This window comes from Enterobacter cloacae complex sp. SHL012, assembly GCF_049237505.1.
GTDB classification, from domain to species: domain Bacteria; phylum Pseudomonadota; class Gammaproteobacteria; order Enterobacterales; family Enterobacteriaceae; genus Enterobacter; species Enterobacter kobei.
In genome coordinates, this window is the sequence record NZ_JBMKIZ010000001.1 from 652,802 (window position 1) to 674,786 (window position 21,985).

The window sequence follows — 21,985 nt, forward strand, 5'->3', positions numbered from 1 at the left end:
TTAAGGGTCCTTTTTTAGTTTTCTTTAATCCACATAACCTGCCATGGATTGAGGGTCAGTTCCGTACCGTCAATAGCCTGTCCTGATAGCAATTCCACACCGGAAAGCACTTTCTCGTAAACGGTATGAACGTTATGACTAAAATTAAATAGCGCGGTAATTCTTTCACCATTATCAGCCACGCGAACAATTTTAAGAATCTGTTCATCAAGTGATTCAAACATTGCCTGAGCATCAGGATGAAATGCATGTTCCCCACGACGAATAGCAATAAACTCGCTTAAACGGGAATAGATTTTATGGCGAATACTTTGTTTATTATTGAGCTCAAGGTCAACCTGACCGGCGGTGTATTTCTTGCGGTTTATCGCGCGGTTATAGCCGAGGCGTTCAACGCCTTTATAATCGTTACGCGAGCCAAGAATGCTTTGAATATATACAGCAGGTACACCCGGGAAACTCAACAGTACAGCATGCGCCAGAATAAACCGCGCAATACGTTCATCATCCGGGCTGTCTTGCGAGCTTAATGCGTCCAGATAGGTCACATTGATTTCGTAAGGACTGCGCGTTCCGTCAGGATTATTTTTCCAGTTAACCAGCGCCCCTTCCTGCTGAAGTTTTTCAACCAGTGACAGTATTTCTGACTCCGGAAGAATGCCACGTAACGGGTTCAGGCCAATACCGTCATGAGACGCCAGGAAGTTGAACCAGGTCGTTTTTGTTGAAGGCAGCGCCAGCGACCCCGCCCACTGGCAAAGCGCTTTTACATCCTGACGATGAACAGCATGCAGCACCAGCGGTGGCAAGGAGAACTGATAGACCATCTGGGCTTCATTTTCACCATCACCGAAGTACGAGATATTGTCTTTATGCGGGACGTTTGTCTCGGTAATGATCACCGTGCCGGGTGCCACAGCGTCGGTAATCGCACGGAAAAGCTGGATAAGGCAGTGTGTCTGCTCAAGATGGATGCAGCTGGTTCCTGGAATCTTCCACATAAACCCAACGGCGTCGAGGCGAATGTAACGCGCCCCTTCCGCCAGGTAATGGAGCAGTACGTCAACCATCGCAATCAGTACCTGAGGCGAGGCGAAGTTGAGATCGATCTGGTCATCACTGAACGTGGTCCAAAGATGACGCACGCTTCCATCATGCAGCTTAAATGGCGTCAGCAGCGGTAATGCACGAGGCCGCGTCACGGCAGATAAATCAGTTTCAGGATCGACAGAAATAAAGAAATCGTCAAAGCCCGGCTTCTGCGCAAGATAATTAGCAAACCATTCACTTTTTGCTGACATATGGTTGCACACGAAGTCAAACATTAAGCTGGCAGACTGTTTTAATTCAGCAACATCCTGCCAGCTTCCGGTTTCAGGCGCGACGCTGTGGTAATCAATAACGGAAAATCCGTCATCAGAGGACCACGGATAAAAAGGTAAAAGATGGACATGGGAAAACGTGCGGGCAAGCCATTCATTATAAAAGCGGGTAAGCACCGGCAACGCTTTCTCCCCTTTCGCGGAGAACTGATCGGCGTAAGTAATCAGGACAACATCTTTTTCATCCCAGCCTGATTTGCGCTTTTCTGTAATATCAATAGCGGCTTGCTCAAGCTTTGATAATAACACGTCTAAATGTGCGTCAGAAAATGATTCACCGTAGATATGATTGATAAGTTTTTTAATTTTTGCGTTCACTTTATTTTCCATGGTAGCGGTCCCACGAAGGGCAATCTACTCCCATGAAAAATATCTGTCAACGAAGCGGGAGGCTGAAAAACGCAATTCCAAAGCGGGTCTGCTCAGTATTGTGAGCTGCCGCAAAGAAAGCACATTAAAGGGAGGGAAATGTTTGAGACGGCGCCAGCCCTTCTCTGGGAAAGTAGGGGCTGACGCGCGTGTGAATTAGCGGGATAAGTAACGGCGCGATAGCCGTTTTGCCACTTTTTGCAGCATTGGTTCGAGCGCTACGGCCAGCAACATTCTGACCGGCTTACGGGCAACAGATTTGATCGCCCAACCCGCTACACCTGCCGGGCCGTAACGTAATGCCGTCATCAGAACCAGTTTACCTGCGATTTTCAGGCCGGGTTTTACCTTATGACCGGCCTGTTGCCAGTTTTGCTTCATATAAATTCTCTCTTAAAGCTGACGAAAACGACTTCTCAGCGTAAAGGTATCCGACGTGACATAACGTTCCATTTCACGTAACCGCTTCTCCCCTGCGGCCAGTTGCTCGTCAACCGCGTTCAGAAGATCGTTACTGGTTGGCGCACTTTCTGCGGCCAGTTCTCCGTCGGGCATGGGATCAAGGACAAATGACAGAACGATGTATGCCACGAACGTGATAAACGCCAGACCGAAGAAAATAGACAGTACCGTCACCACACGGACCAGTTTTACCGGAACGTCAAGATAGTGTGCCAGCCCGGCACAAACGCCACGCACCATCCCCTGCTGTGGGATTCGCCACAACTTTTTGTTCAGATTCAGTCCGGTCATTAACGATCCCTCCAGTTTGGATGTTCTGCATCCAGGATCGCTTCCAGCGCCTGAATGCGGTCACGCATCTTATTCGCCTGTTCGGTAAGCTGCGCAAGACGTTGCTGTTCACTCTGGGAAAGATCGCCTTGTGAAGAACGGTTGCTGTAGTGCAGCCATAGCCAAATCGGCAAAACAAACAGCACGAAAATCGTCAGGGGAATGGCCAGAAAAAGCGCGCTCATGTGTACTCCTTGTCTTAGGATGCATAGCGGCACGCTCAGGTGCCGCAACAGTATTATTGGTTATCTTGCTTCATTTTGGCTTTCAATGCCGCCAGCTGCTCGCTGATTTCATCGTCCGCTTTCAGGTCGGCAAACTGTTGATCCAGTGACTTTTGCTTCCCAATGCTGTGGCTTTCTGCTTCCGCTTCCATCTGATCGATGCGACGCTCGAAGGACTCAAATCGCGCCATGGCCTCATCCAGCTTGCCGCTGTCCAGCTGACGGCGTACGTCGCGGGAAGAGCTGGCCGCCTGATGACGCAGCGACAGCGCCTGCTGACGTGCGCGGGTTTCGCTCAGTTTATTTTCGAGCTCACCAATCTCTTTTTTCATACGGGTGAGCGTGTCATCCACCAGCGTCACTTCATGCTCAAGCGTCGCGACCATGTCCGTCAGCTTCTGTTTTTCAATCAGCGCCGCACGAGCCAGATCTTCTTTATCTTTACGCAGGGCGAGTTCCGCTTTTTCCTGCCATTCATTGAGCTGGGCGGTGGCCTGCTCAATCCGGCGCGTTAACTGTTTTTTCTCAGCAAGCGCGCGAGCAGAGGTAGAACGCACTTCAACCAGCGTGTCTTCCATCTCCTGAATCATCAGACGCACCAGCTTCTGCGGGTCTTCCGCCTTTTCCAGCAGTGAGTTGATGTTGGCGTTCACGATGTCGGCAAAACGAGAAAAAATACCCATAATAAAAATCCTCTTATTTCTGTGGTCGGGCAATGCCCTGCTGTTGAGATAATACAATTCCCGTGCCAGTTTTTATCCTATTGATTTTGCTTGATGTGTTTGATTTATACGCAATGAAGAACTATGCTGACCTGGTGAATATCGCTAAGGAGTGGTTAATTTCATCATGGCTGGATACAAAGACAATTTACTCGGGGAAGCAAACAGCTTTCTGGAGGTGCTGGAACAAGTGTCTCGTCTTGCACCGCTCAACAAGCCGGTGCTGATTATCGGCGAGCGCGGCACGGGTAAGGAACTGATTGCCAACCGCCTGCACTATTTATCCGGACGCTGGGACGGCCCCTTTATCTCGTTAAACTGCGCGGCGCTAAATGAAAACCTGCTCGATACAGAGCTTTTCGGCCACGAAGCAGGCGCCTTTACCGGCGCCCAGAAGCGCCATCCGGGACGGTTTGAGCGCGCCGACGGCGGTACGCTGTTTCTTGATGAACTCGCCACCGCGCCCATGCTGGTGCAGGAAAAACTGCTGCGCGTCATTGAGTATGGCGAACTGGAGCGCGTCGGCGGTAGCCAGCCGCTGCAGGTTAACGTGCGTCTGGTGTGCGCCACCAACGCCAATCTGCCGGAGAGGGTCGCGGAGGAGAAATTCAGAGCCGATCTGCTCGACCGCCTGGCCTTTGACGTTGTTCAGCTTCCCCCCCTGCGCGAGCGAAGAAGTGACATTATGCTGCTCGCAGACCAGTTTGCGATTCAGATGTGCCGCGAGCTCGGCCTGCCTCTGTTCCCCGGCTTCAGCGATTATGCAAAGGAGACGCTACTGGCCTATCACTGGCCGGGAAATATTCGCGAACTGAAAAACGTCGTGGAGCGCTCTGTCTACCGCCACGGCAGCAGCGAGGCGGAACTGGATAACATCATTATCGATCCTTTTCAGCGTCATGCGCCGCCGGTCACCGCCCCCTCATCGTCTGACCACGCCCCCGCCCTCCCTCTTGATTTACGTCAGTTCCAGCACGACCAGGAACAACAATTGCTGGAGCAAAGCCTGAAGACGGCGAAATATAACCAGAAACGGGCGGCTGAACTCCTGGGTCTGACCTACCATCAGTTACGGGCATTGCTCAAAAAGCATCAAATGCGCTGACAATATCGGCACTTACCCGCAGACATTTTTACGAAGCAGGCGTAAGTGCGATACACTTTGCAGATCGAACCTAAAAACCTTAAAAATTATGCGTCTGGTTTTATCGTCCTTTTTTGCACTCGGTCTGTTCAGCAGCATGGCTTTTGCCGCGCCGGGGCAGACTTCGCAGCCTGACATCCGTGACAGTGGCTTCGTCTATTGCGTGAGCGGCCAGGTGGATACCTTCAACCCGCAAAAAGCGGGCAGCGGCCTGATTGTCGATACGCTTGCCGCGCAATTGTATGACCGTCTACTTGATGTCGACCCGTACACCTACCGTCTGGTCCCTGAGCTTGCGGAAAGCTGGGAAGTGCTGGACAACGGTGCAACCTACCGCTTCCACCTGCGCAATGATGTCGCGTTTCAGCGCACGCCGTGGTTTACCCCCACGCGCAAGCTGAATGCGGACGATGTGGTCTTTACCTTCCAGCGGATCTTTAATCGCAATCATCCGTGGCATAACGTCAATGGAGATCATTTCCCTTACTTCGACAGTCTGCAGTTTGCCGACACGGTTAAGAGCGTGCGTAAGCTGGATAACCGAACGGTTGAATTTACGCTAACGCGCCCGGATGCCTCCTTCCTCTGGCATCTGGCGACCCACTATGCGTCCGTCATGTCTGCTGAATATGCGTCGCAGCTTGCGAAAAAAGATCGCCAGGAGTTGCTCGATCGCCAGCCGGTGGGCACCGGTCCGTTCCAGCTGGCTGAATACCGCGCGGGGCAATATATACGCCTGCAGCGTCATGAACATTTCTGGCGCGGCACGCCGCTGATGCCGCAGGTGGTGGTTGACCTCGGCTCCGGCGGAACGGGACGTCTCTCAAAACTGCTCACCGGGGAATGTGACGTGCTCGCCTGGCCTGCCGCCAGCCAGCTCACTATTTTGCGTGACGATCCGCGTCTGCGTCTGACGCTACGCCCGGGAATGAACATCGCTTATCTGGCCTTTAACACGGATAAGCCGCCGTTGAATAACCCTGCCGTCCGTCATGCCCTGGCGCTGGCGATTAACAACCAGCGTCTGATGCAGTCGATCTACTACGGCACGGCGGAAACCGCGGCCTCTATTTTACCGCGCGCCTCGTGGGCCTACGACGGTGAAGCTAAAATTACGGAATACAATCCGGCAAAAGCACGCGAACAACTGAAAGCGCTGGGCGCGGAAAACCTCACCCTCCAGCTTTGGGTGCCGACCAGTTCCCAGGCGTGGAACCCGAGCCCGCTGAAAACGGCCGAACTGTTGCAGGCAGATATGGCACAGGTGGGCGTCAAGGTGATCATCGTGCCGGTTGAGGGCCGTTTCCAGGAGGCGCGCCTGATGGACATGAATCACGATCTCACGCTGACCGGCTGGGCTACCGACAGTAACGACCCGGACAGTTTTTTCCGGCCGCTGCTGAGCTGTGCGGCGATCAACTCGCAGACCAACTACGCTCACTGGTGTAACCGGGAGTTTGACGCCGTTCTGCAAAAAGCGCTCTCTTCCCAACAGTTGGCCTCACGCATCGATGCTTATGATGAAGCGCAGAAAATCCTCGCCGAGGAGTTGCCCGTGCTGCCGCTGGCCTCTTCCCTGCGTCTCCAGGCCTATCGCTATGATATTAAAGGTCTGGTGCTGAGTCCGTTCGGCAATGCCTCGTTCGCGGGCGTCTCGCGCGAAAAAGAACAAGAGGTGAAAAAACCATGATTATTTTTACCTTGCGCCGACTCCTGCTGCTGCTGGTGACGCTCTTTCTGCTGACCTTTGTCGGTTTCAGCCTGAGCTATTTTACGCCGCACGCCCCGCTTCAGGGCTCATCGTTGTGGGATGCCTGGCTGTTCTGGTTTAACGGTCTGCTGCACTGGGATTTCGGGGTGTCCAGCATCAACGGGCAGCTTATCTCCGACCAGTTGAAAGAGGTTTTTCCGGCCACGATGGAGCTGTGCATTCTGGCCTTCGGTTTTGCCCTGATGGTGGGGATCCCCGTGGGTATGCTGGCCGGGATCTATCGCAACAAATGGCAGGATAAGTTCATCAGCGCCCTCGCCCTGTTAGGCTTCTCCATCCCGATATTCTGGCTGGCGCTGCTGTTAACGCTCTTCTTCTCGCTGACAATGGGCTGGCTACCGGTCTCGGGGCGTTTCGACCTGCTCTACACGGTGAAAACGGTGACGGGTTTTGCCATTATTGACGCCTGGCTGTCCGATTCAGTGTGGCGTCATGAGATGATCGTCAGCGCCGTGCGCCATATGGTGTTGCCGGTACTGACGCTGGCCGTCGCCCCGACCACGGAAGTAATTCGCCTGATGCGCCTGAGCACCATCGAGGTGTTTGACCAGAATTATGTCAAAGCCGCCGCCACGCGGGGTTTGTCACGCCTGACCATCCTGCGCCGCAACGTTCTTCATAACGCGCTACCGCCGGTGATTCCGCGTCTGGGGCTGCAGTTCTCCACCATGCTCACTCTGGCGATGATCACCGAGATGGTCTTTAGCTGGCCAGGGCTGGGACGATGGATGATCAACGCGATTCGCCAGCAGGACTACGCCGCTATTTCAGCGGGTGTGATGGTGATTGGTTCGCTGGTGATTATTGTTAACGTGTTGTCCGATATTTTGGGTGCGATGGCTAACCCGTTGAAGCATAAGGAATGGTATGCCTTACGATAACGTATACAGTGAAAAGCGCACACCCGGTGCGCTGCGTACCGTGTGGCGTAAGTTCTATGGTGACACCACGGCGATGATCGGCCTTTATGGCTGCGCCGGGCTGGTATTACTCTGCCTCTTTGGCTCGTGGTTTGCCCCGTATGGCATTGACCAGCAGTTCCTCGGCTATCAGCTTCTGCCGCCTTCCTGGTCACGCTACGGCGAAGTCTCTTTCTTCCTCGGCACTGACGACCTCGGACGTGACGTATTGAGTCGCCTGTTAAGCGGCGCTGCCCCGACGGTGGGTGGCGCATTTGTGGTCACGCTTGCGGCGACAGTCTGTGGACTGGCGCTCGGTATTTTTGCGGGATCCACGCATGGCCTGCGTTCGGCGGTACTGAACCACATTCTGGACACCCTGCTGTCGATTCCGTCTCTGCTGCTGGCGATCATTGTGGTTGCTTTTGCCGGACCGCATCTGTCGCATGCGATGTTTGCCGTCTGGCTGGCAATCCTGCCCCGCATCGTGCGTTCGGTTTACAGCATGGTGCATGACGAGCTGGAAAAAGAGTATGTCGTCGCCGCCCGTCTGGACGGCGCGACCACCTTCAACATCCTGTGGTTTGCCGTTCTGCCGAATATCGCCGCCGGGCTGGTCACCGAGATCACCCGTGCGCTGTCGATGGCGATTCTCGATATTGCTGCGCTCGGCTTCCTCGACCTTGGCGCCCAGTTGCCATCACCTGAATGGGGCGCAATGCTCGGTGACGCGCTGGAGTTAATCTACGTGGCACCGTGGACAGTCATGCTGCCGGGGGCGGCGATTATGGTGAGCGTGTTGCTGATCAACCTGCTGGGCGACGGTATTCGCCGTGCAATTAACGCGGGGGTGCAATAATGCCACTTCTTGATATCCGCAACCTCACCATCGAATTCAAAACCGGTGAAGGCTGGGTTAAGGCCGTCGATCGCATCAGTATCACGCTTGCTGAGGGTGAAATTCGCGGGCTGGTGGGTGAATCTGGCTCAGGGAAAAGCCTGATCGCCAAAGCTATCTGCGGCGTGGCGAAAGACAACTGGCGCGTAACCGCCGATCGTATGCGCTTCGACGACATTGACCTGCTGCGCCTCTCCCCGCGCGAGCGGCGTAAGCTGGTTGGTCACAACGTCTCGATGATCTTCCAGGAGCCGCAATCCTGTCTCGATCCGTCCGAGCGCGTGGGTAAACAGCTCATGCAGAACATCCCCGGCTGGACCTATAAAGGCCGCTGGTGGCAGCGTTTCGGCTGGCGTAAACGTCGCGCCATCGAACTGTTGCACCGCGTCGGTATCAAAGATCATAAAGACGCGATGCGCAGCTTCCCGTATGAGCTTACCGACGGTGAATGTCAGAAGGTGATGATTGCTATCGCGCTGGCTAATCAGCCGCGCTTGCTGATTGCGGATGAACCCACCAACGCGATGGAGCCGACCACGCAGGCGCAAATTTTCCGCCTGCTGTCACGTCTGAACCAGAACAACAACACCACCATTTTGCTGATCAGCCATGACCTGCAGATGTTAAGCAAATGGGCGGACAAAATTGATGTGATGTACTGCGGGCAAACGGTCGAAACCGCCCCCAGCGAAGACCTGATCAACGCCCCGCATCATCCGTATACGCAGGCGCTTATCCGGGCTATTCCTGATTTTGGCAGCGCCATGCCGCACAAGAGCCGCCTGAATACCTTGCCAGGGGCGATTCCGCTGCTGGAATCCTTACCGATAGGCTGCCGTCTTGGGCCTCGTTGCCCGTATGCTCAGCGTAAATGTATTGAAACACCCCGCCTGACCGGCGCCAAAAATCATCTTTACGCCTGTCATTTCCCGCTGAACATGGAGAGAGAGTGAAATGGTCGAAACCTTACTGGAAGTCCGCAACCTGAGTAAGACCTTTCGCTATCGTACGGGGCTGTTTCATCGTCAGACTGTCGAGGCGGTAAAGCCGCTAAGTTTTACCCTGCGTGAAAAACAGACGCTGGCGATTATTGGCGAAAACGGCTCCGGGAAATCGACGCTGGCGAAGATGCTTGCCGGCATGGTAGAGCCTACCGCTGGAGAAGTGTTGATTGACGATCATCCTCTGGCGTTTGGGGATTACTCTTTCCGCAGCCAGCGTATCCGCATGATCTTCCAGGATCCGTCAACCTCGCTCAATCCTCGCCAGCGTATTTCGCAGATTCTGGATTTTCCTCTGCGTTTGAACACCGAGCTGGAGCCCGAGGCGCGACGAAAGCGCGTCTTTGAAACCCTGCGCATGGTGGGACTGTTACCTGATCACGAAAGCTACTATCCGCATATGCTGGCCCCCGGCCAGAAACAGCGCCTGGGTCTGGCGCGCGCATTGATTTTGCGCCCGAAGGTAATCATTGCCGACGAAGCGCTTGCCTCGCTGGATATGTCGATGCGTTCGCAACTGATTAACCTGATGCTGGAGTTGCAGGAAAAACAGGGTATCTCCTATATCTACGTTACCCAACATCTCGGAATGATGAAGCACATCAGCGACCAGGTGATGGTGATGCACCAGGGGGACGTTGTCGAGCGTGGCAGCACGGCGGATGTGATGGCCTCTCCGCTTCATGAGCTGACGAAACGACTGATTGCCGGTCATTTCGGTGAAGCGCTGACCGCCGATGCGTGGAGAAAGGACCGCTAAGCACAACGGTAACCCCCCCCCCCCCGCTAAATCAAGGATTAAATAACCTGCGTACGCTATTTAATCCTTTTAATTTTCGTCTCCATCCTTGCTCCATATTTTACGCAATATCCATCAACAGTTCTTCTCCAGAATATCAGGACATTACGGAGGAGAAAAAATGATCACCGCCACTTATGTTCTAAAATACACAGAGTATCTCATCAGAAAATGTCGTTCATTTTTAATGACGGACCTGCACTTCCATACTGTGAGGCTCAGGAGAACAACCGGGAAAACCCCTGACATTAAATCACCCTCGACGTTGAGTGAAAAAATATGCCATCGTCTGGTCTATGATCATAATAACGTCTATACAATGCTTGCCGATAAACTCGCCGTTCGGGAATACGTTTCTTCCAGAACTACGCGCGTGAAAACGGTGCCATTACTTGGTGTTTATACCAGGGCGTCGCAAATTGATTTTTCCGTACTTCCTGACAAATTCGTCCTTAAGTGCAACCATGACAGTGGTAGCACAATAATATGTACCGACAAAGCGCACTTTAATGACAGGGAAGCCTGTAAAAAACTGAGCCTCGCGTTAAAGAAAAATCTGTACTACACCACACGCGAATGGCAGTACAAAAACATTACGCCGAGTATACTTTGCGAGCCATTTGTCGATCTCTTCGACGATGCTGACAGGAATACAACGCCCGAAATGTTGAGGATCCATTGCTTTCATGGCGTTGCCCACTATGTTGAAGCGGATTTTACGGATGATAACGGGAAAGGGTTTATCAACGTTTATGACAGGCACTGGAACTTACAACCTTTCCAGATGGAATATCCGAATACTTCAGCAGATCCTGGCGAACCGCTTTTATTCCGAGAAGCATTGTTGGCCTCCCAGGAGCTGGCGCAGGGAATTGATTACTGCCGCGTTGATCTTATGCTAAAAAAAGATGAAATCTATTTCAGTGAAATAACCTTAAGCCCGAGACGCGGTAAACTGACGATTACCCCACAGGAATGGGATGCTAAGCTAGGACAAATATGGCATTTATCGCCAGCAAGCACATTTGATCTGCCGCTGAAACTCACGGGTCGGGCCAGGTGAGTTTAAATATTGAGTGGTTTTGCTTTGATAAGGTATAAGTGACATCGCCACCATGGGCCAGCATGATGGCTTTTACCACCGATAAGCCTAAACCACACCCTTCGGGATTCAATGCCCTGGCGCCATTATCCCGCTGAAAAGGCTGAAATAAAAAATCGTGGAAGGCCTCAGGGATGCCCGGTCCGCCATCCTGAATAAGAATATAATTGCCTTTATCAGACACGCCATTTTTGACAATGAGCGTCCGCGAGGTTGAATAGTGTAATGCGTTGTCAAAAAGAACGGCCAGACACTGGTTGATACGCAACGGATCGAACACACAACGCTGCTCCCTCAACGCTGTCTTTATCGTAAACTGATTACGTTTAAATTCGGGCATGAACGTATCAAGCGCGTCCTGTATTGTCCCGTTGAGATCCGTTCTGGATTTAGACAACGTATAACCCGCCCCACCGTCAGAGCTGACAACCCGTAGATCTTCAATCAGGCGGGTTAACCCTTCGGTCTGCCTGAGAAGATTATTAAAAAGCACCGGATCCGATTCAAAAACGCCGTCTACCAGACCCTGAAGCCGCCCGCGTAAAATCGTGACCGGGGTTCTGAGTTCATGGGCAATGGCGGCATTCCAGGATTTACGCTGCATATCCAGCGTCTGCAGTTTTTCCGCCATTTCATTGAAATCCATGACCAGGTGATTGATCTCTCCCAGCCTGGAACTGGCACAATAAGCCCGGGCATCCAGTTGGCCCTGCGAAATTTTTTTCAGGCTGGACGCGACCGCATTTAGCGGGGTGAGTATCCGCGAGGAAAGTTTGATCGTTAAAAAAACCGCGAATATCAGACTGATTGTTGTTGCTGTCCCGATCCACACCCAGTCCCACAGGGTCATCTGCTCGTCTTCCCCCGCAGCAGCGCCGCCGGGGAGGTGATCCAGAATAAAGGAGTAAAAAAACCAGGAGCCCAGTATGGAAATGGCAATGATCGTAAACGTCAGCAACATCATGTACGTTAAGATCTGACGACTCAGGACAGACTCTCTGTTCATTTTTTCTCCCCAAGCCGGTAACCCATGCCCCTGATGCTCTCAGGGACGCCGTAAAGCCCCGCGAGCTCAAGTTTTTTACGCAGCTTGCTCATATGGCTATCTACTGTTCTGTCGAGGGTATCACCTTCAGGAAGACATGCGTTGAGTAACTCTTCGCGGGAGCAGACCTTTCGCGGATATCTGACCAGATACGTAAGAAGCTTAAATTCCGTCGTCGTTAACACCGGGGAGATCACTTCAGGTCCCACGGTAACCTCAACGTAGAAATCATCCGGATAGACCGTAATAAAAGGCGTCCTGAGAGGCGCGGCCCCCGCCTGCTGAATAGCGGGTTTGGTTCTGCGCAGCACCGCTTCAACCCGCGCGACAACTTCAGAAGGGTTAAAAGGCTTGATAACGTAATCATCTGCGCCAAGCCTCAGCCCCATGAGTTTATCTACGTCCTGATCGAGGGCAGAAACCATAATGACGGGCACGGAACTTTCCTGACGAAGCGTCGTGAGGACGCTCCAGCCGTCGCATACGGGCAGATGAATGTCCAGCAAGATGAGATCCGGTTTATGAAGGCGATTAAGCGCTATCGCCTGCTCGCCCTGTCTGGCCCTCAGCGTTTTCATCCCTGAACGCTCTAAGTAACTCATCAGTATTTCAGCAATGTCGTCTTCATCTTCAACAACAAGGATTAGAGTATTTTTGTTCATTTTATCTCCGCGGGTGAAATCCCTTTGAGCACGCTATCAGATATCTTTAGCACAATAAGACACAGCCTCCGGGAAAAAGTGCCGTAGCCATGAAAATTTCCAGCACTAATTTAAATGTCCGGCCATGCCTCCACACAGCCTACACATTCAGTCAATAAAGACTCGACAATGCCTGGCCAGAATAGCTATTCGGCAGAACCCTTCTTTCATAGAACGGAGAGAATTAACCCTGTCGCTTTAAGGCTTTATGAATCTGGCTGAGATAATGAACATGGAATTTTCGAAATATTTCTCTACTAAGAAAATCGGTATATATACGCTGTTCCTGCTGCTGTCGTGGGGATTACTTTATACCTGGCTGGTGTTGATGCATAAAATGGATGAAAAAGTTGCCGCGACGCTGCCCTCCTCTCCCATTATTTATGGTTGCATCGCTTTGTCGGTTGTCTCTCTGATAATACAAAACAAAGCAGGCGCATTCACTGAATTACTTGTCATCGCCTTCTGGCTAATGGTGATTTTTATATATCTCATAATTACGTTCACTGTGCTGCTGAACGCTACGCCAGATTTCGACGATTTGGTGTTTTATTACGAGTGTTATTTAATTCTTTTTTTCTGCGGTTCGCCGTTGTACCTCATTATGAGAATGATTTGAACAACCGCACGGTTGCGCTCCACACTCTCTCCATAAAACTGCCATTTCCGCTAAACAGGCGAGTTGTAGACTTCCTGCCAACCCTTATTGCTCAAAATACACTCACTTAAAGAGTCTGAAACCTGTTACCCAGAATGAATAACCTTAATAACAATCGTCGTTCTCCAGATACAGCTGGCGTTATGTACTCACTTAAAAAACTCGCGGTACGTCACCGGAAAAAACTGGTTGTGACTTTTTTCCTTGTCGTGGCTGAAAACGTAATGTTTTTACTGTATCCCGTTCTGGCAGGCATCGCGATTAATGCCATTCTTGCGGGTAAGACACTTAACGCCGCACTGTACGGACTGATGGTGCTCTGTATGTGGATCATAGGTGCGACAAGACGGAGTGTTGATACACGAACGTTTGCCCGTATTTATGCCGGGCTTGCGGTCTCCGTTGTGCTTTCACAGCGGAAATACCAGCTTAACCATTCGGCTATCGCCGCCAGGGTCACACTCTCGCGCGAGTATGTGGATTTCTTTGAAATGCACTTGCCCCTGCTTATTACCTCGCTGAGTTCTCTCTTTGGTGCGGCAATCATGCTGTTATTTATCGAATTCTGGGCCGGCATCATGTGCTGTGCAATCGTCATCATTCTGATGGGATTTGTCTCGGAATATACCCGTAAAAATGAATGGTTATTCATGCGCCTGAATAATCGTCTTGAGAAAGAAGTTGATTATGTTCATAAGGCAGGCACCGCCACCCTTCACCGACATTACGTCACGCTTGCACGTTTACGCATTGCGTTATCGGACCGGGAGGCGTGGGGCTATTTATGGGTGGGTATACTCGTTGCCCTGCTTTTTACGCTGACCATTATCTGGATGACGCAATCGGCTGGCATCACCGCCGGACATATTTATTCCGTGATGACATACATGTGGATGTTCGCGACAAGTCTCGATGACGCCCCGCAGCTTCTTGAGAAATTTTCTCAGCTCAGGGATATCGGTAAACGCGTATCAGCCGATGACGAAATTCACGTATCTGGACGTTAATTTAATGCCTCATTTTTTTATTGAACGCCCCGTATTCGCCTGGGTAGTGGCGCTTTTTATTGTCCTGACGGGTGTCCTGTCTATACCCCGGTTGCCGGTTGCGCAGTATCCGGCGGTGGCACCGCCGGGGATCATTATTTCTGTCACTTATCCGGGGGCCAGCCCCGATATCATGAATACGTCCGTGGTGTCGCTCATCGAGCGTGAAATATCGGGCGTGGATAATTTGCTCTATTTCGAATCATCCAGCGACACAACCGGTTCTGCATCTATTACCGTGACCTTTAAGCCCGGCACAGACATTAAGCTGGCACAGATGGATCTTCAGAACCAGATCAAGATTGTAGAGCCACGTTTGCCACAGGCGGTCAGGCAAAATGGCATCAACGTCGAGGCGGCCAATTCCGGATTTTTAATGATGGTGGGGTTGAAGTCCACAACCGGCAAATTTGAAGAGGCGGATTTAAGCGATTATTTTGCCCGCAACGTCAGCGACGAACTACGCCGTGTGCCGGGAGTCGGAAAAGTCCAGCTGTTTGGTGGCGAAAAAGCGCTGCGCATCTGGCTGGATCCCATGCAGCTGCATAGTTACGGGCTTTCGGTGAGCGATGTTCTTACCGCTGTAGGTCAGCAAAATGCCCTTGTTTCGCCGGGGAAAACGGGAGACGAACCGGCAACTGCAGGACAAGGCGTAACCTATCCCATTACCGTGAAAGGGCAACTCACTTCTGTAGAGGCTTTCAGAAACATTACCCTTAAATCAGATGCGTCTGGCGCAAGGCTGAAACTGTCCGACGTTGCGCGGATTGAGTCTGGCCTGCAAAGTTACGCTTTCGGTATCCGTGAAAATGGGGTGCCGGCAACGGCTGCGGCAATCCAGTTGTCACCGGGCGCCAATGCGATGAGCACGGCTTCAGGGGTACGTGCACGTATCGACGAACTTTCTCAGGTATTGCCGGAAGGGATGGCGTTTACGGTTCCCTTCGATACCGCACCGTTTGTAAAGCTGTCCATCATGAAGGTGGTGCAAACCTTTGTGGAAGCGATGGTCCTTGTCTTTCTCGTTATGCTGCTGTTTTTACATAAGATACGTTGTACGCTTATCCCCGCGATTGTGGCCCCCGTCGCGCTGCTGGGCACCTTCACAGTGATGCTATTGAGTGGATACTCGATCAATATCCTGACCATGTTCGGCATGGTGCTGGCGATAGGGATTATCGTGGATGACGCCATTGTGGTCGTGGAGAACGTTGAACGGCTGATGGAAGAAAAAAACCTTTCTCCGCGCGACGCTACCCGGGAGGCCATGGCCGAAATCACCCCGGCAATTATCGGGATCACGCTGGTACTTACCGCTGTCTTTATACCCATGGGTTTTGCTGATGGGTCCGTAGGCATTATTTATCGACAATTTTGTATTTCCATGGCGGTATCCATACTGTTGTCGGCATTTCTTGCCCTCACGCTGACTCCCGCGCTTTGTGCGACGTTGCTTAAGCCCCACAGCGCGCAAAAACACGGTGGCGGCAGGTTCGCGGTAGGCTTTAACGCCCGTTTTCATACCCTGACGACATGGTACGAATCCGGCCTGGGCGCGGTTCTGAAACGAACCGGCCGAATGCTGCTTCTGTATGTTGCGCTTTGTGCTGCGCTATTTTTTGGATTGTCTTCGCTGCCCTCATCCTTTCTGCCGGACGAAGATCAGGGCTATTTTATGTCCTCTATTCAGCTTCCCTCTGATGCCACAATGCAGCGCACCCTGAAAGTCGTAAAAACATTTGAACAGGAAATTGCGACCCGACCGGATATTGAAAGCAACATTATGATCCTGGGTTTTGGGTTTTCAGGATCAGGGCCGAATTCGGCCATGGCATTCACCACGCTGAAGGACTGGAAAGAAAGGCACGGCTCTACAGCCGAGGATGAAGCCGACCATATGCAGGCCAGTATGGCAAACGTCTCTGATGCCGTAACGATGAGCCTGCTCCCGCCTGCCATTTCGGATATGGGCACCTCGTCGGGCTTCACCTGGTACGTGCAGGACAGAGCGGGACTGGGCTACGAGGCGTTAAAGCAGGCGGCCGATACGCTGGTGCTGAAAGCGAATCAACGTCCTGAACTGAGTGGCGTGTATATCGACGGCCTGCCGGAAGGCACTAGCCTGGCGCTTCAGATTGACCGGGAAAAAGCGGAAGCTCTGGGCGTCTCATTTGATGAAATCAACCAGACGCTCTCCGTCACCATGGGTTCAAACTACGTTAATGACTACACGAACAATGGGCGTGTTCAGCAGGTGATTATCCAGGCCGATGCGCCTTACCGAATGCAACCTGAGCAGATCCTGAAATTATCCGTTAAAAACCACCAGGGGCAGAGGGTGCCAGTGTCAACGTTTGCGACGCTCTCCTGGAACGTTGCACCGCAGCAACTAACGCGTTATCAGGGGTATTCTGCTATCCGCATTATCGGCAGTGCGGCCACAGGTGAATCCAGCGGTACCGCAATGAAAGTTATGGAGAATTTGTCCAGGGATTTACCTCAGGGCTTGGCGGGAGAATGGGCCGGGAGCTCATTGCAGGAAATAAAATCCCAGTCGCAGCTCCCGGGTCTGATCGTCCTGTCGATTCTGGTGGTGTTTATGGTGCTCGCTGCCCTGTATGAGAGCTGGTCAATACCTTTTGCCGTCATGCTGGTGGTGCCATTGGGACTGATCGGTGCAGTTATAGCCGTGTTTGTTGCCGGCATGACGAATGATGTTTTCTTCAAGGTCGGCCTTATCACCCTGATAGGCCTGTCTGCCAAGAACGCCATATTGATTGTGGAGTTTGCCAGACAATTGCATCGTGAAGGGAACCCTCTGGTGGCGGCAACGATACAGGCCGCAAGCCAGCGCCTGCGCCCTATTCTGATGACATCGTTAGCCTTTACGTTGGGAGTGGTTCCCTTAATGCTGGCCAGTGGCGCAAGTGACAGCACACAACACGCCATCGGCACCGGTGTCTTTGGCGGCATGATTAGCGGTACGCTTCTCGCGATCTTCTTCGTCCCGGTTTTCTTTATTGTCATCGCGCGTTTTATAGAAAGCGCCAGGAAAGGGTCACTATCGTGAGGGATCGCGCATCCACGCTGGTTGGATGAGGCGAAGCTGCTGCCGGGTGATATACTGGACGAATGCTGAAATTTTGAACCCACGCCTCACCTTCTGGGGCATTCGTCTTTGGCGATCGGCGAGAAATATCGTGACACAAGGGGCTGTGAGTGGGCTATAATTTCGAGCTAATTTCGAATGATTTTGAAATACTGCCTGTAACGCTATGAATTACAAGGCAAAATAAGCAATGAATATAAGGATTAAAGCTATGGGTTTTCTTTCCGGTAAGCGCATTCTGGTGACTGGCGTTGCCAGCAAACTGTCCATCGCATACGGCATCGCACAAGCAATGCATCGCGAAGGCGCTGAGCTGGCGTTCACCTACCAGAACGACAAGCTGAAAGGCCGTGTTGAAGAGTTTGCCGCGCAGCTGGGTTCCAGCATCGTTCTGGAATGTGACGTTGCACAAGATGAAAGCATCGATGGCATGTTTGCTGAGCTGGCAAAAGCATGGCCGAAATTCGACGGTTTCGTTCACTCCATCGGCTTCGCGCCTGGCGACCAGCTGGACGGTGACTATGTGAACGCGGTTACCCGTGATGGCTTTAAAATCGCTCACGACATTAGCTCCTACAGCTTCGTTGCGATGGCTAAATCTTGCCGCGCAATGCTGAACCCGGGCGCAGCGCTGCTGACCCTGTCCTACCTGGGCGCGGAACGTGCTATCCCTAACTACAACGTGATGGGTCTGGCTAAAGCGTCTCTGGAAGCCAACGTACGCTATATGGCGAACGCAATGGGTCCTGAAGGTGTGCGTGTTAACGCCATCTCCGCGGGTCCTATCCGCACCCTGGCGGCGTCCGGCATCAAAGATTTCCGTAAAATGCTGGCGCACTGCGAAGCGGTTACCCCGATTCGTCGTACTGTTACCATTGAAGATGTGGGTAACTCTGCTGCATTCCTGTGCTCTGACCTGTCCGCGGGTATCTCCGGCGAAGTGGTTCACGTTGACGGCGGCTTCAACATCGCTGCAATGAACGAGCTGGAAATTAAATAAGCTCAGACTCTCTTCCCGCACGGGAAGAGAGTTTTCCCCCGCACCATCCCCTCGTTATTCCGTTCTGATATTTGTTATCACCTAACAATATTTTTCCCTTTATCTGCGTTACGCCAGGATATTGATCGCCATTTTGAGATCAAGGAACGCCCATGGAACAACGCCGTTTTTCCGGCAAAGGCCACTGGTATCACGAAACCCAGTCAAACCACGCGCAGTCGGATGCGCTGCCCCTGGTGCCCGAAGCCGCTAACGTCGACGATCGTTTTTTGCTCGATTTAGCCCTGCCCGATGAGATTGTCGCCGCCTGTACCGGCTGGCTTGCCCCTGCCAGAGCCTTATGCCATCAGCTGTTTCCCCTCTCACTTCCCGTCAATCGTCTGCGAACGCTCAGCGCCTATGACCGGTTAAGTACCGCGTTGACGGTTGCGCAGGCCTGTGGCGTTCAGCGGCTATGCAACCATTATGCCGCCCTTCTTGCTCCGCTGCCGGGTCCTGACTCCTCCCGCGAAAGTAACCGGCGGCTGGCGCAAATCACGCAGTATGCCCGTCAGCTCGCCAGCTCACCGGATGTCATTGATGACAAGGCGCGAAACCAGCTTGATGAGGTGGGTCTCTCTACCTATGACATTGTGGTGATTAACCAGATCATCGGCTTTATCGGTTTTCAGGCGCGCGTGGTTGCGGTCTTTCAGGCTCTGCTTGGCCATCCCGTTCGCTGGTTGCCGGGCCATCATATTCAGCCGCACACCCTGCCAGCGTGCGCCGGTAGGTGGATAGCGCTTCTTCCCGTGGTCGAGCTTCGCTATGCGAGTGCGCAACAGCTTGAGTCCCTCTCCCGCTGGCAGGCAGAACCTGCGCTTGAGGCGCTGACACCCGTCCTGTGCCATGAACCGACCTTGCTCGACCTGACGGGAGAGATCCTGATAAACAGCCGGGAAGAGAGTGCGCTTTCCCCGCCGTCGCTTTTGGCAGCAGTCGACTTGCTGACACGCTCGCCGGACCGCTTCAGTGCCGCGCAGTTTACCCCACTCATGGAAGAAGGACTGACTGTTGCCCAGGCGATCAACCGCCTGTCTCAAAGCGCGTTTGAGGGCTGGCTTAATCGACTAAAAGTCGCGGCTGGCAAAGCGGAATAACCACACGCAATCCCCAAAGACCGCTTGCTGTAGAAGTGAGAATCGCGTAAAACTGTCAGCCGCTCAATGGCTACGAAAATAGAACATTATGTTTCAGGACAACCCGCTGCTAGCGCAGCTTAAACAGCAACTGCATTCCCAGACGCCGCGTGCAGAAGGGGTCGTGAAAGCCACGGAAAAGGGCTTTGGCTTCCTTGAAGTTGACGCGCAGAAAAGCTACTTCATTCCGCCACCGCAGATGAAGAAAGTGATGCATGGCGATCGCGTCATGGCCGTCATTCATACAGAGAAAGAACGTGAATCCGCTGAGCCGGAAGAACTGATTGAACCGTTCCTGACCCGCTTTGTCGGTAAGGTTCAGCGAAAAGACGATCGTCTTTCTATCGTGCCGGATCATCCCCTCTTGAAAGATGCCATTCCCTGCCGGGCCGCCCGCGGCGTTGAGCATGATTTTAAAGAAGGTGACTGGGCCGTAGCAGAAATGCGCCGTCATCCTCTGAAAGGCGACCGTGGTTTCTATGCAGAGCTGACGCAGTTCATCACCTTTGGCGATGACCATTTCGTCCCGTGGTGGGTCACGCTGGCGCGCCATAATCTTGAAAAAGAAGCGCCGAACGGCGTGGCGACTGAAATGCAGGACGAAGGTTTGACGCGCCGCGATCTCACTGCGCTGGAATTTGTCACCATCGACAGCGCCAGCACAGAAGATATGGACGATGCGCTCTACGCTGAAGAGAGCGCCGATGGCAAACTGCATCTGACCGTCGCCATTGCCGATCCTACCGCCTGGATTGCACAAGGCAGTAAACTGGACGAAACGGCCAAAATCCGTGCGTTTACCAACTACCTGCCAGGCTTTAACATCCCGATGCTGCCGCGCGAACTGTCAGACGATCTCTGCTCGCTGCGCCCAAATGAAGTGCGCCCGGCTCTCGCCTGCCGCATGACCATCGCCGCGGATGGGACGATTGAAGACGATATCGAATTCTTTGCCGCCACCATCGAATCCAAAGCCAAGCTGGCCTATGACAATGTCTCTGACTGGCTGGAAAACACCGGCAGCTGGAAACCTGAATCTGATGCCATTGCGGCGCAGATTCGTCTGCTGCACCGTATTTGCCTGAAGCGTGGCGAATGGCGTACAACCCACGCCCTGGTGTTCAAAGATCGTCCGGACTACCGTTTTGTTCTCGGTGAGAAAGGCGAAGTGCTGGATATCGTGGCCGAGCCGCGACGCATTGCTAACCGCATCGTCGAAGAAGCGATGATTTCCGCCAACATTTGCGCCGCACGCGTGCTGCGCGACAAGCTGGGCTTTGGAATTTACAACGTTCACACCGGATTCGATCCGGCCAATACCGAAGCGCTGGCGGCCCTGCTGAAGAATCACGATGTGCATGTTGATCCGGAAGAAGTCCTGACGCTGCCAGGATTCTGCAAGCTTCGCCGCGAGCTGGACGCACAGCCATCCGGTTTCCTTGATAGCCGTATTCGCCGCTTCCAGTCCTTCGCTGAAATCAGCACCGAACCAGGCCCGCACTTCGGCCTCGGTCTGGAAGCTTACGCCACCTGGACATCCCCAATTCGTAAATATGGCGACATGGTTAACCACCGTCTGCTGAAAGCGATTATCAAAGGCGAAACGATTGCGCGCCCTCAGGACGACACGACCGTGCAGATGGCAGAACGTCGCCGTCTGAACCGCATGGCGGAACGTGACGTTGGAGACTGGCTTTACGCGCGTTTCCTGCAGGATAAAGCCGGAACCGACACCCGCTTCGCTGCGGAGATTATTGATATCAGCCGCGGCGGGATGCGTGTCCGTCTGGTGGATAACGGTGCTGTCGCCTTTATCCCTGCCCCATTCCTGCATGCCGTTCGTGACGAACTGGTCTGTAGCCAGGAAAGTGGCACCGTGCAGATTAAAGGTGAAACAGTTTACAGAGTCACTGAGGTGATTGACGTAACTATCGCTGAAGTCCGCATGGAAACCCGCAGTATTATCGCGCGACCAGCTGTCTGATAACCCGCTAAATTGTCGGCCATTTCCGTTCGGGAAGGCCGACAATTTTTCTTTTTAACCTGCCCCACAAATTCATCATTTTTTCTGACTATTTTCCGATTCCCCCCGCCCAAAATGGCCATAATTATCTACAGTAAAAGAGTGCCGTCATATTCGGTCAC

General features: G+C 52.8%; 20 protein-coding genes. 13 read left to right on the forward strand and 7 right to left on the reverse strand.

Features of this window, described 5'->3' with window-relative positions:
* Window positions 1-14: 14 nt before the first annotated feature.
* The 5 genes from ACOTY9_RS03130 to pspA form a co-directional block, all read right to left on the reverse strand.
* Window positions 15-1,712 carry a sugar phosphorylase gene (locus tag ACOTY9_RS03130; protein WP_348565468.1) on the reverse strand — a complete coding sequence of 566 codons (1,698 nt, stop codon included), beginning with the start codon at window positions 1,710-1,712 and terminating at the stop codon, window positions 15-17.
* Window positions 1,713-1,907: 195 nt separating this feature from the next.
* A complete protein-coding gene (gene pspD, locus ACOTY9_RS03135; RefSeq protein WP_014884060.1) occupies window positions 1,908-2,132 on the reverse strand; it encodes a phage shock protein PspD in 225 nt (74 codons plus the stop codon).
* Window positions 2,133-2,144: 12 nt separating this feature from the next.
* On the reverse strand, window positions 2,145-2,504 hold the full coding sequence (gene pspC / locus ACOTY9_RS03140) for an envelope stress response membrane protein PspC (protein WP_014884061.1): 360 nt from the start codon (window positions 2,502-2,504) through the stop codon (window positions 2,145-2,147).
* On the reverse strand, window positions 2,504-2,728 hold the full coding sequence (pspB, locus tag ACOTY9_RS03145; protein WP_014884062.1) for an envelope stress response membrane protein PspB: 225 nt from the start codon (window positions 2,726-2,728) through the stop codon (window positions 2,504-2,506). Before pspB ends, pspC begins: the two co-directional genes overlap by 1 nt.
* Window positions 2,729-2,781: 53 nt before the next feature.
* Entirely contained in the window at window positions 2,782-3,450 is a 669-nt protein-coding gene (gene pspA / locus ACOTY9_RS03150; protein WP_023337367.1) for a phage shock protein PspA, read from the reverse strand.
* Window positions 3,451-3,616: 166 nt separating this feature from the next.
* On the opposite strand from pspA, the gene pspF reads away from it, so the two are divergent.
* The 7 genes from pspF to ACOTY9_RS03185 all read left to right on the forward strand — a co-directional run bounded on the left by pspF (window position 3,617) and on the right by ACOTY9_RS03185 (window position 11,064).
* Entirely contained in the window at window positions 3,617-4,594 is a 978-nt protein-coding gene (gene pspF, locus ACOTY9_RS03155) for a phage shock protein operon transcriptional activator (RefSeq protein WP_023330538.1), read from the forward strand.
* A gap of 88 nt (window positions 4,595-4,682) precedes the next feature.
* The gene (gene sapA / locus ACOTY9_RS03160) at window positions 4,683-6,323 is read left to right on the forward strand and encodes an ABC transporter substrate-binding protein SapA (protein ID WP_014884065.1); all 1,641 of its coding nucleotides are present in this window, start codon (window positions 4,683-4,685) and stop codon (window positions 6,321-6,323) included.
* A complete protein-coding gene (sapB, locus tag ACOTY9_RS03165; protein WP_348565467.1) occupies window positions 6,320-7,285 on the forward strand; it encodes a putrescine export ABC transporter permease SapB in 966 nt (321 codons plus the stop codon). Before sapA ends, sapB begins: the two co-directional genes overlap by 4 nt.
* Window positions 7,272-8,162 carry a putrescine export ABC transporter permease SapC gene (gene sapC / locus ACOTY9_RS03170; protein ID WP_014884067.1) on the forward strand — a complete coding sequence of 297 codons (891 nt, stop codon included), beginning with the start codon at window positions 7,272-7,274 and terminating at the stop codon, window positions 8,160-8,162. Before sapB ends, sapC begins: the two co-directional genes overlap by 14 nt.
* Window positions 8,162-9,154, forward strand: coding sequence for a putrescine export ABC transporter ATP-binding protein SapD (gene sapD / locus ACOTY9_RS03175; protein WP_014884068.1), 993 nt, complete (start codon window positions 8,162-8,164; stop codon window positions 9,152-9,154). The genes sapC and sapD overlap by 1 nt, the downstream gene beginning before the upstream one ends.
* A 1-nt stretch (window position 9,155) precedes the next feature.
* The gene (gene sapF, locus ACOTY9_RS03180; protein ID WP_421637304.1) at window positions 9,156-9,962 is read left to right on the forward strand and encodes a putrescine export ABC transporter ATP-binding protein SapF; all 807 of its coding nucleotides are present in this window, start codon (window positions 9,156-9,158) and stop codon (window positions 9,960-9,962) included.
* 160 nt (window positions 9,963-10,122) lie between these two features.
* A complete protein-coding gene (locus tag ACOTY9_RS03185) occupies window positions 10,123-11,064 on the forward strand; it encodes an ATP-grasp fold amidoligase family protein (protein WP_348565466.1) in 942 nt (313 codons plus the stop codon).
* On the opposite strand, the gene ACOTY9_RS03190 is transcribed toward ACOTY9_RS03185, so the two are convergent.
* Window positions 11,045-12,109: an ATP-binding protein gene (locus tag ACOTY9_RS03190; RefSeq protein ID WP_348565465.1), complete on the reverse strand. Its 1,065-nt coding sequence runs from the start codon at window positions 12,107-12,109 to the stop codon at window positions 11,045-11,047. The two genes, ACOTY9_RS03185 and ACOTY9_RS03190, sit on opposite strands and share 20 nt — an antisense overlap.
* Window positions 12,106-12,810, reverse strand: a complete 705-nt coding sequence (locus ACOTY9_RS03195) for a response regulator (RefSeq protein WP_014884072.1) — start codon at window positions 12,808-12,810, stop codon at window positions 12,106-12,108. The genes ACOTY9_RS03190 and ACOTY9_RS03195 overlap by 4 nt, the downstream gene beginning before the upstream one ends.
* Window positions 12,811-13,075: 265 nt before the next feature.
* Here ACOTY9_RS03195 and ACOTY9_RS03200 point away from each other — a divergent pair, with 265 nt between their 5' ends.
* From ACOTY9_RS03200 to ACOTY9_RS03225, 6 genes are all read left to right on the forward strand, one after another.
* Complete coding sequence (locus tag ACOTY9_RS03200; RefSeq protein WP_100124566.1) at window positions 13,076-13,468, forward strand: transporter; 393 nt, start codon at window positions 13,076-13,078, stop codon at window positions 13,466-13,468.
* Window positions 13,469-13,602: 134 nt separating this feature from the next.
* Window positions 13,603-14,514, forward strand: a complete 912-nt coding sequence (locus tag ACOTY9_RS03205; protein WP_059372356.1) for an ABC transporter six-transmembrane domain-containing protein — start codon at window positions 13,603-13,605, stop codon at window positions 14,512-14,514.
* 4 nt (window positions 14,515-14,518) lie between these two features.
* A complete protein-coding gene (locus ACOTY9_RS03210; protein WP_421637323.1) occupies window positions 14,519-17,623 on the forward strand; it encodes a multidrug efflux RND transporter permease subunit in 3,105 nt (1,034 codons plus the stop codon).
* Window positions 17,624-17,873: 250 nt separating this feature from the next.
* Window positions 17,874-18,662 carry an enoyl-ACP reductase FabI gene (gene fabI, locus ACOTY9_RS03215; RefSeq protein WP_003856831.1) on the forward strand — a complete coding sequence of 263 codons (789 nt, stop codon included), beginning with the start codon at window positions 17,874-17,876 and terminating at the stop codon, window positions 18,660-18,662.
* A gap of 152 nt (window positions 18,663-18,814) precedes the next feature.
* Window positions 18,815-19,801 (forward strand): CMD domain-containing protein, encoded by a 987-nt coding sequence (locus ACOTY9_RS03220; RefSeq protein ID WP_196347726.1) that lies wholly within the window; start codon window positions 18,815-18,817, stop codon window positions 19,799-19,801.
* A gap of 88 nt (window positions 19,802-19,889) precedes the next feature.
* Window positions 19,890-21,824, forward strand: coding sequence for an exoribonuclease II (locus ACOTY9_RS03225; protein ID WP_071922169.1), 1,935 nt, complete (start codon window positions 19,890-19,892; stop codon window positions 21,822-21,824).
* Window positions 21,825-21,985: the final 161 nt, after the last annotated feature.

Bases quoted from the DNA above. Each gene is read 5' to 3' on its own strand.
- ACOTY9_RS03225 (WP_071922169.1), top strand. From the start codon at position 19,890: ATGTTTCAGGACAACCCGCTGCTAGCGCAGCTTAAACAGCAACTGCAT.
- sapB (WP_348565467.1), top strand. From the start codon at position 6,320: ATGATTATTTTTACCTTGCGCCGACTCCTGCTGCTGCTGGTGACGCTC.
- ACOTY9_RS03205 (WP_059372356.1), top strand. From the start codon at position 13,603: ATGAATAACCTTAATAACAATCGTCGTTCTCCAGATACAGCTGGCGTT.
- ACOTY9_RS03195 (WP_014884072.1), bottom strand. From the start codon at position 12,810: ATGAACAAAAATACTCTAATCCTTGTTGTTGAAGATGAAGACGACATT.
- pspD (WP_014884060.1), bottom strand. From the start codon at position 2,132: ATGAAGCAAAACTGGCAACAGGCCGGTCATAAGGTAAAACCCGGCCTG.
- sapF (WP_421637304.1), top strand. From the start codon at position 9,156: ATGGTCGAAACCTTACTGGAAGTCCGCAACCTGAGTAAGACCTTTCGC.
- sapD (WP_014884068.1), top strand. From the start codon at position 8,162: ATGCCACTTCTTGATATCCGCAACCTCACCATCGAATTCAAAACCGGT.
- ACOTY9_RS03190 (WP_348565465.1), bottom strand. From the start codon at position 12,109: ATGAACAGAGAGTCTGTCCTGAGTCGTCAGATCTTAACGTACATGATG.
- pspC (WP_014884061.1), bottom strand. From the start codon at position 2,504: ATGACCGGACTGAATCTGAACAAAAAGTTGTGGCGAATCCCACAGCAG.
- fabI (WP_003856831.1), top strand. From the start codon at position 17,874: ATGGGTTTTCTTTCCGGTAAGCGCATTCTGGTGACTGGCGTTGCCAGC.
- sapA (WP_014884065.1), top strand. From the start codon at position 4,683: ATGCGTCTGGTTTTATCGTCCTTTTTTGCACTCGGTCTGTTCAGCAGC.
- pspB (WP_014884062.1), bottom strand. From the start codon at position 2,728: ATGAGCGCGCTTTTTCTGGCCATTCCCCTGACGATTTTCGTGCTGTTT.
- ACOTY9_RS03200 (WP_100124566.1), top strand. From the start codon at position 13,076: ATGAACATGGAATTTTCGAAATATTTCTCTACTAAGAAAATCGGTATA.
- ACOTY9_RS03220 (WP_196347726.1), top strand. From the start codon at position 18,815: ATGGAACAACGCCGTTTTTCCGGCAAAGGCCACTGGTATCACGAAACC.
- ACOTY9_RS03210 (WP_421637323.1), top strand. From the start codon at position 14,519: ATGCCTCATTTTTTTATTGAACGCCCCGTATTCGCCTGGGTAGTGGCG.
- ACOTY9_RS03130 (WP_348565468.1), bottom strand. From the start codon at position 1,712: ATGGAAAATAAAGTGAACGCAAAAATTAAAAAACTTATCAATCATATC.
- ACOTY9_RS03185 (WP_348565466.1), top strand. From the start codon at position 10,123: ATGATCACCGCCACTTATGTTCTAAAATACACAGAGTATCTCATCAGA.
- sapC (WP_014884067.1), top strand. From the start codon at position 7,272: ATGCCTTACGATAACGTATACAGTGAAAAGCGCACACCCGGTGCGCTG.
- pspA (WP_023337367.1), bottom strand. From the start codon at position 3,450: ATGGGTATTTTTTCTCGTTTTGCCGACATCGTGAACGCCAACATCAAC.
- pspF (WP_023330538.1), top strand. From the start codon at position 3,617: ATGGCTGGATACAAAGACAATTTACTCGGGGAAGCAAACAGCTTTCTG.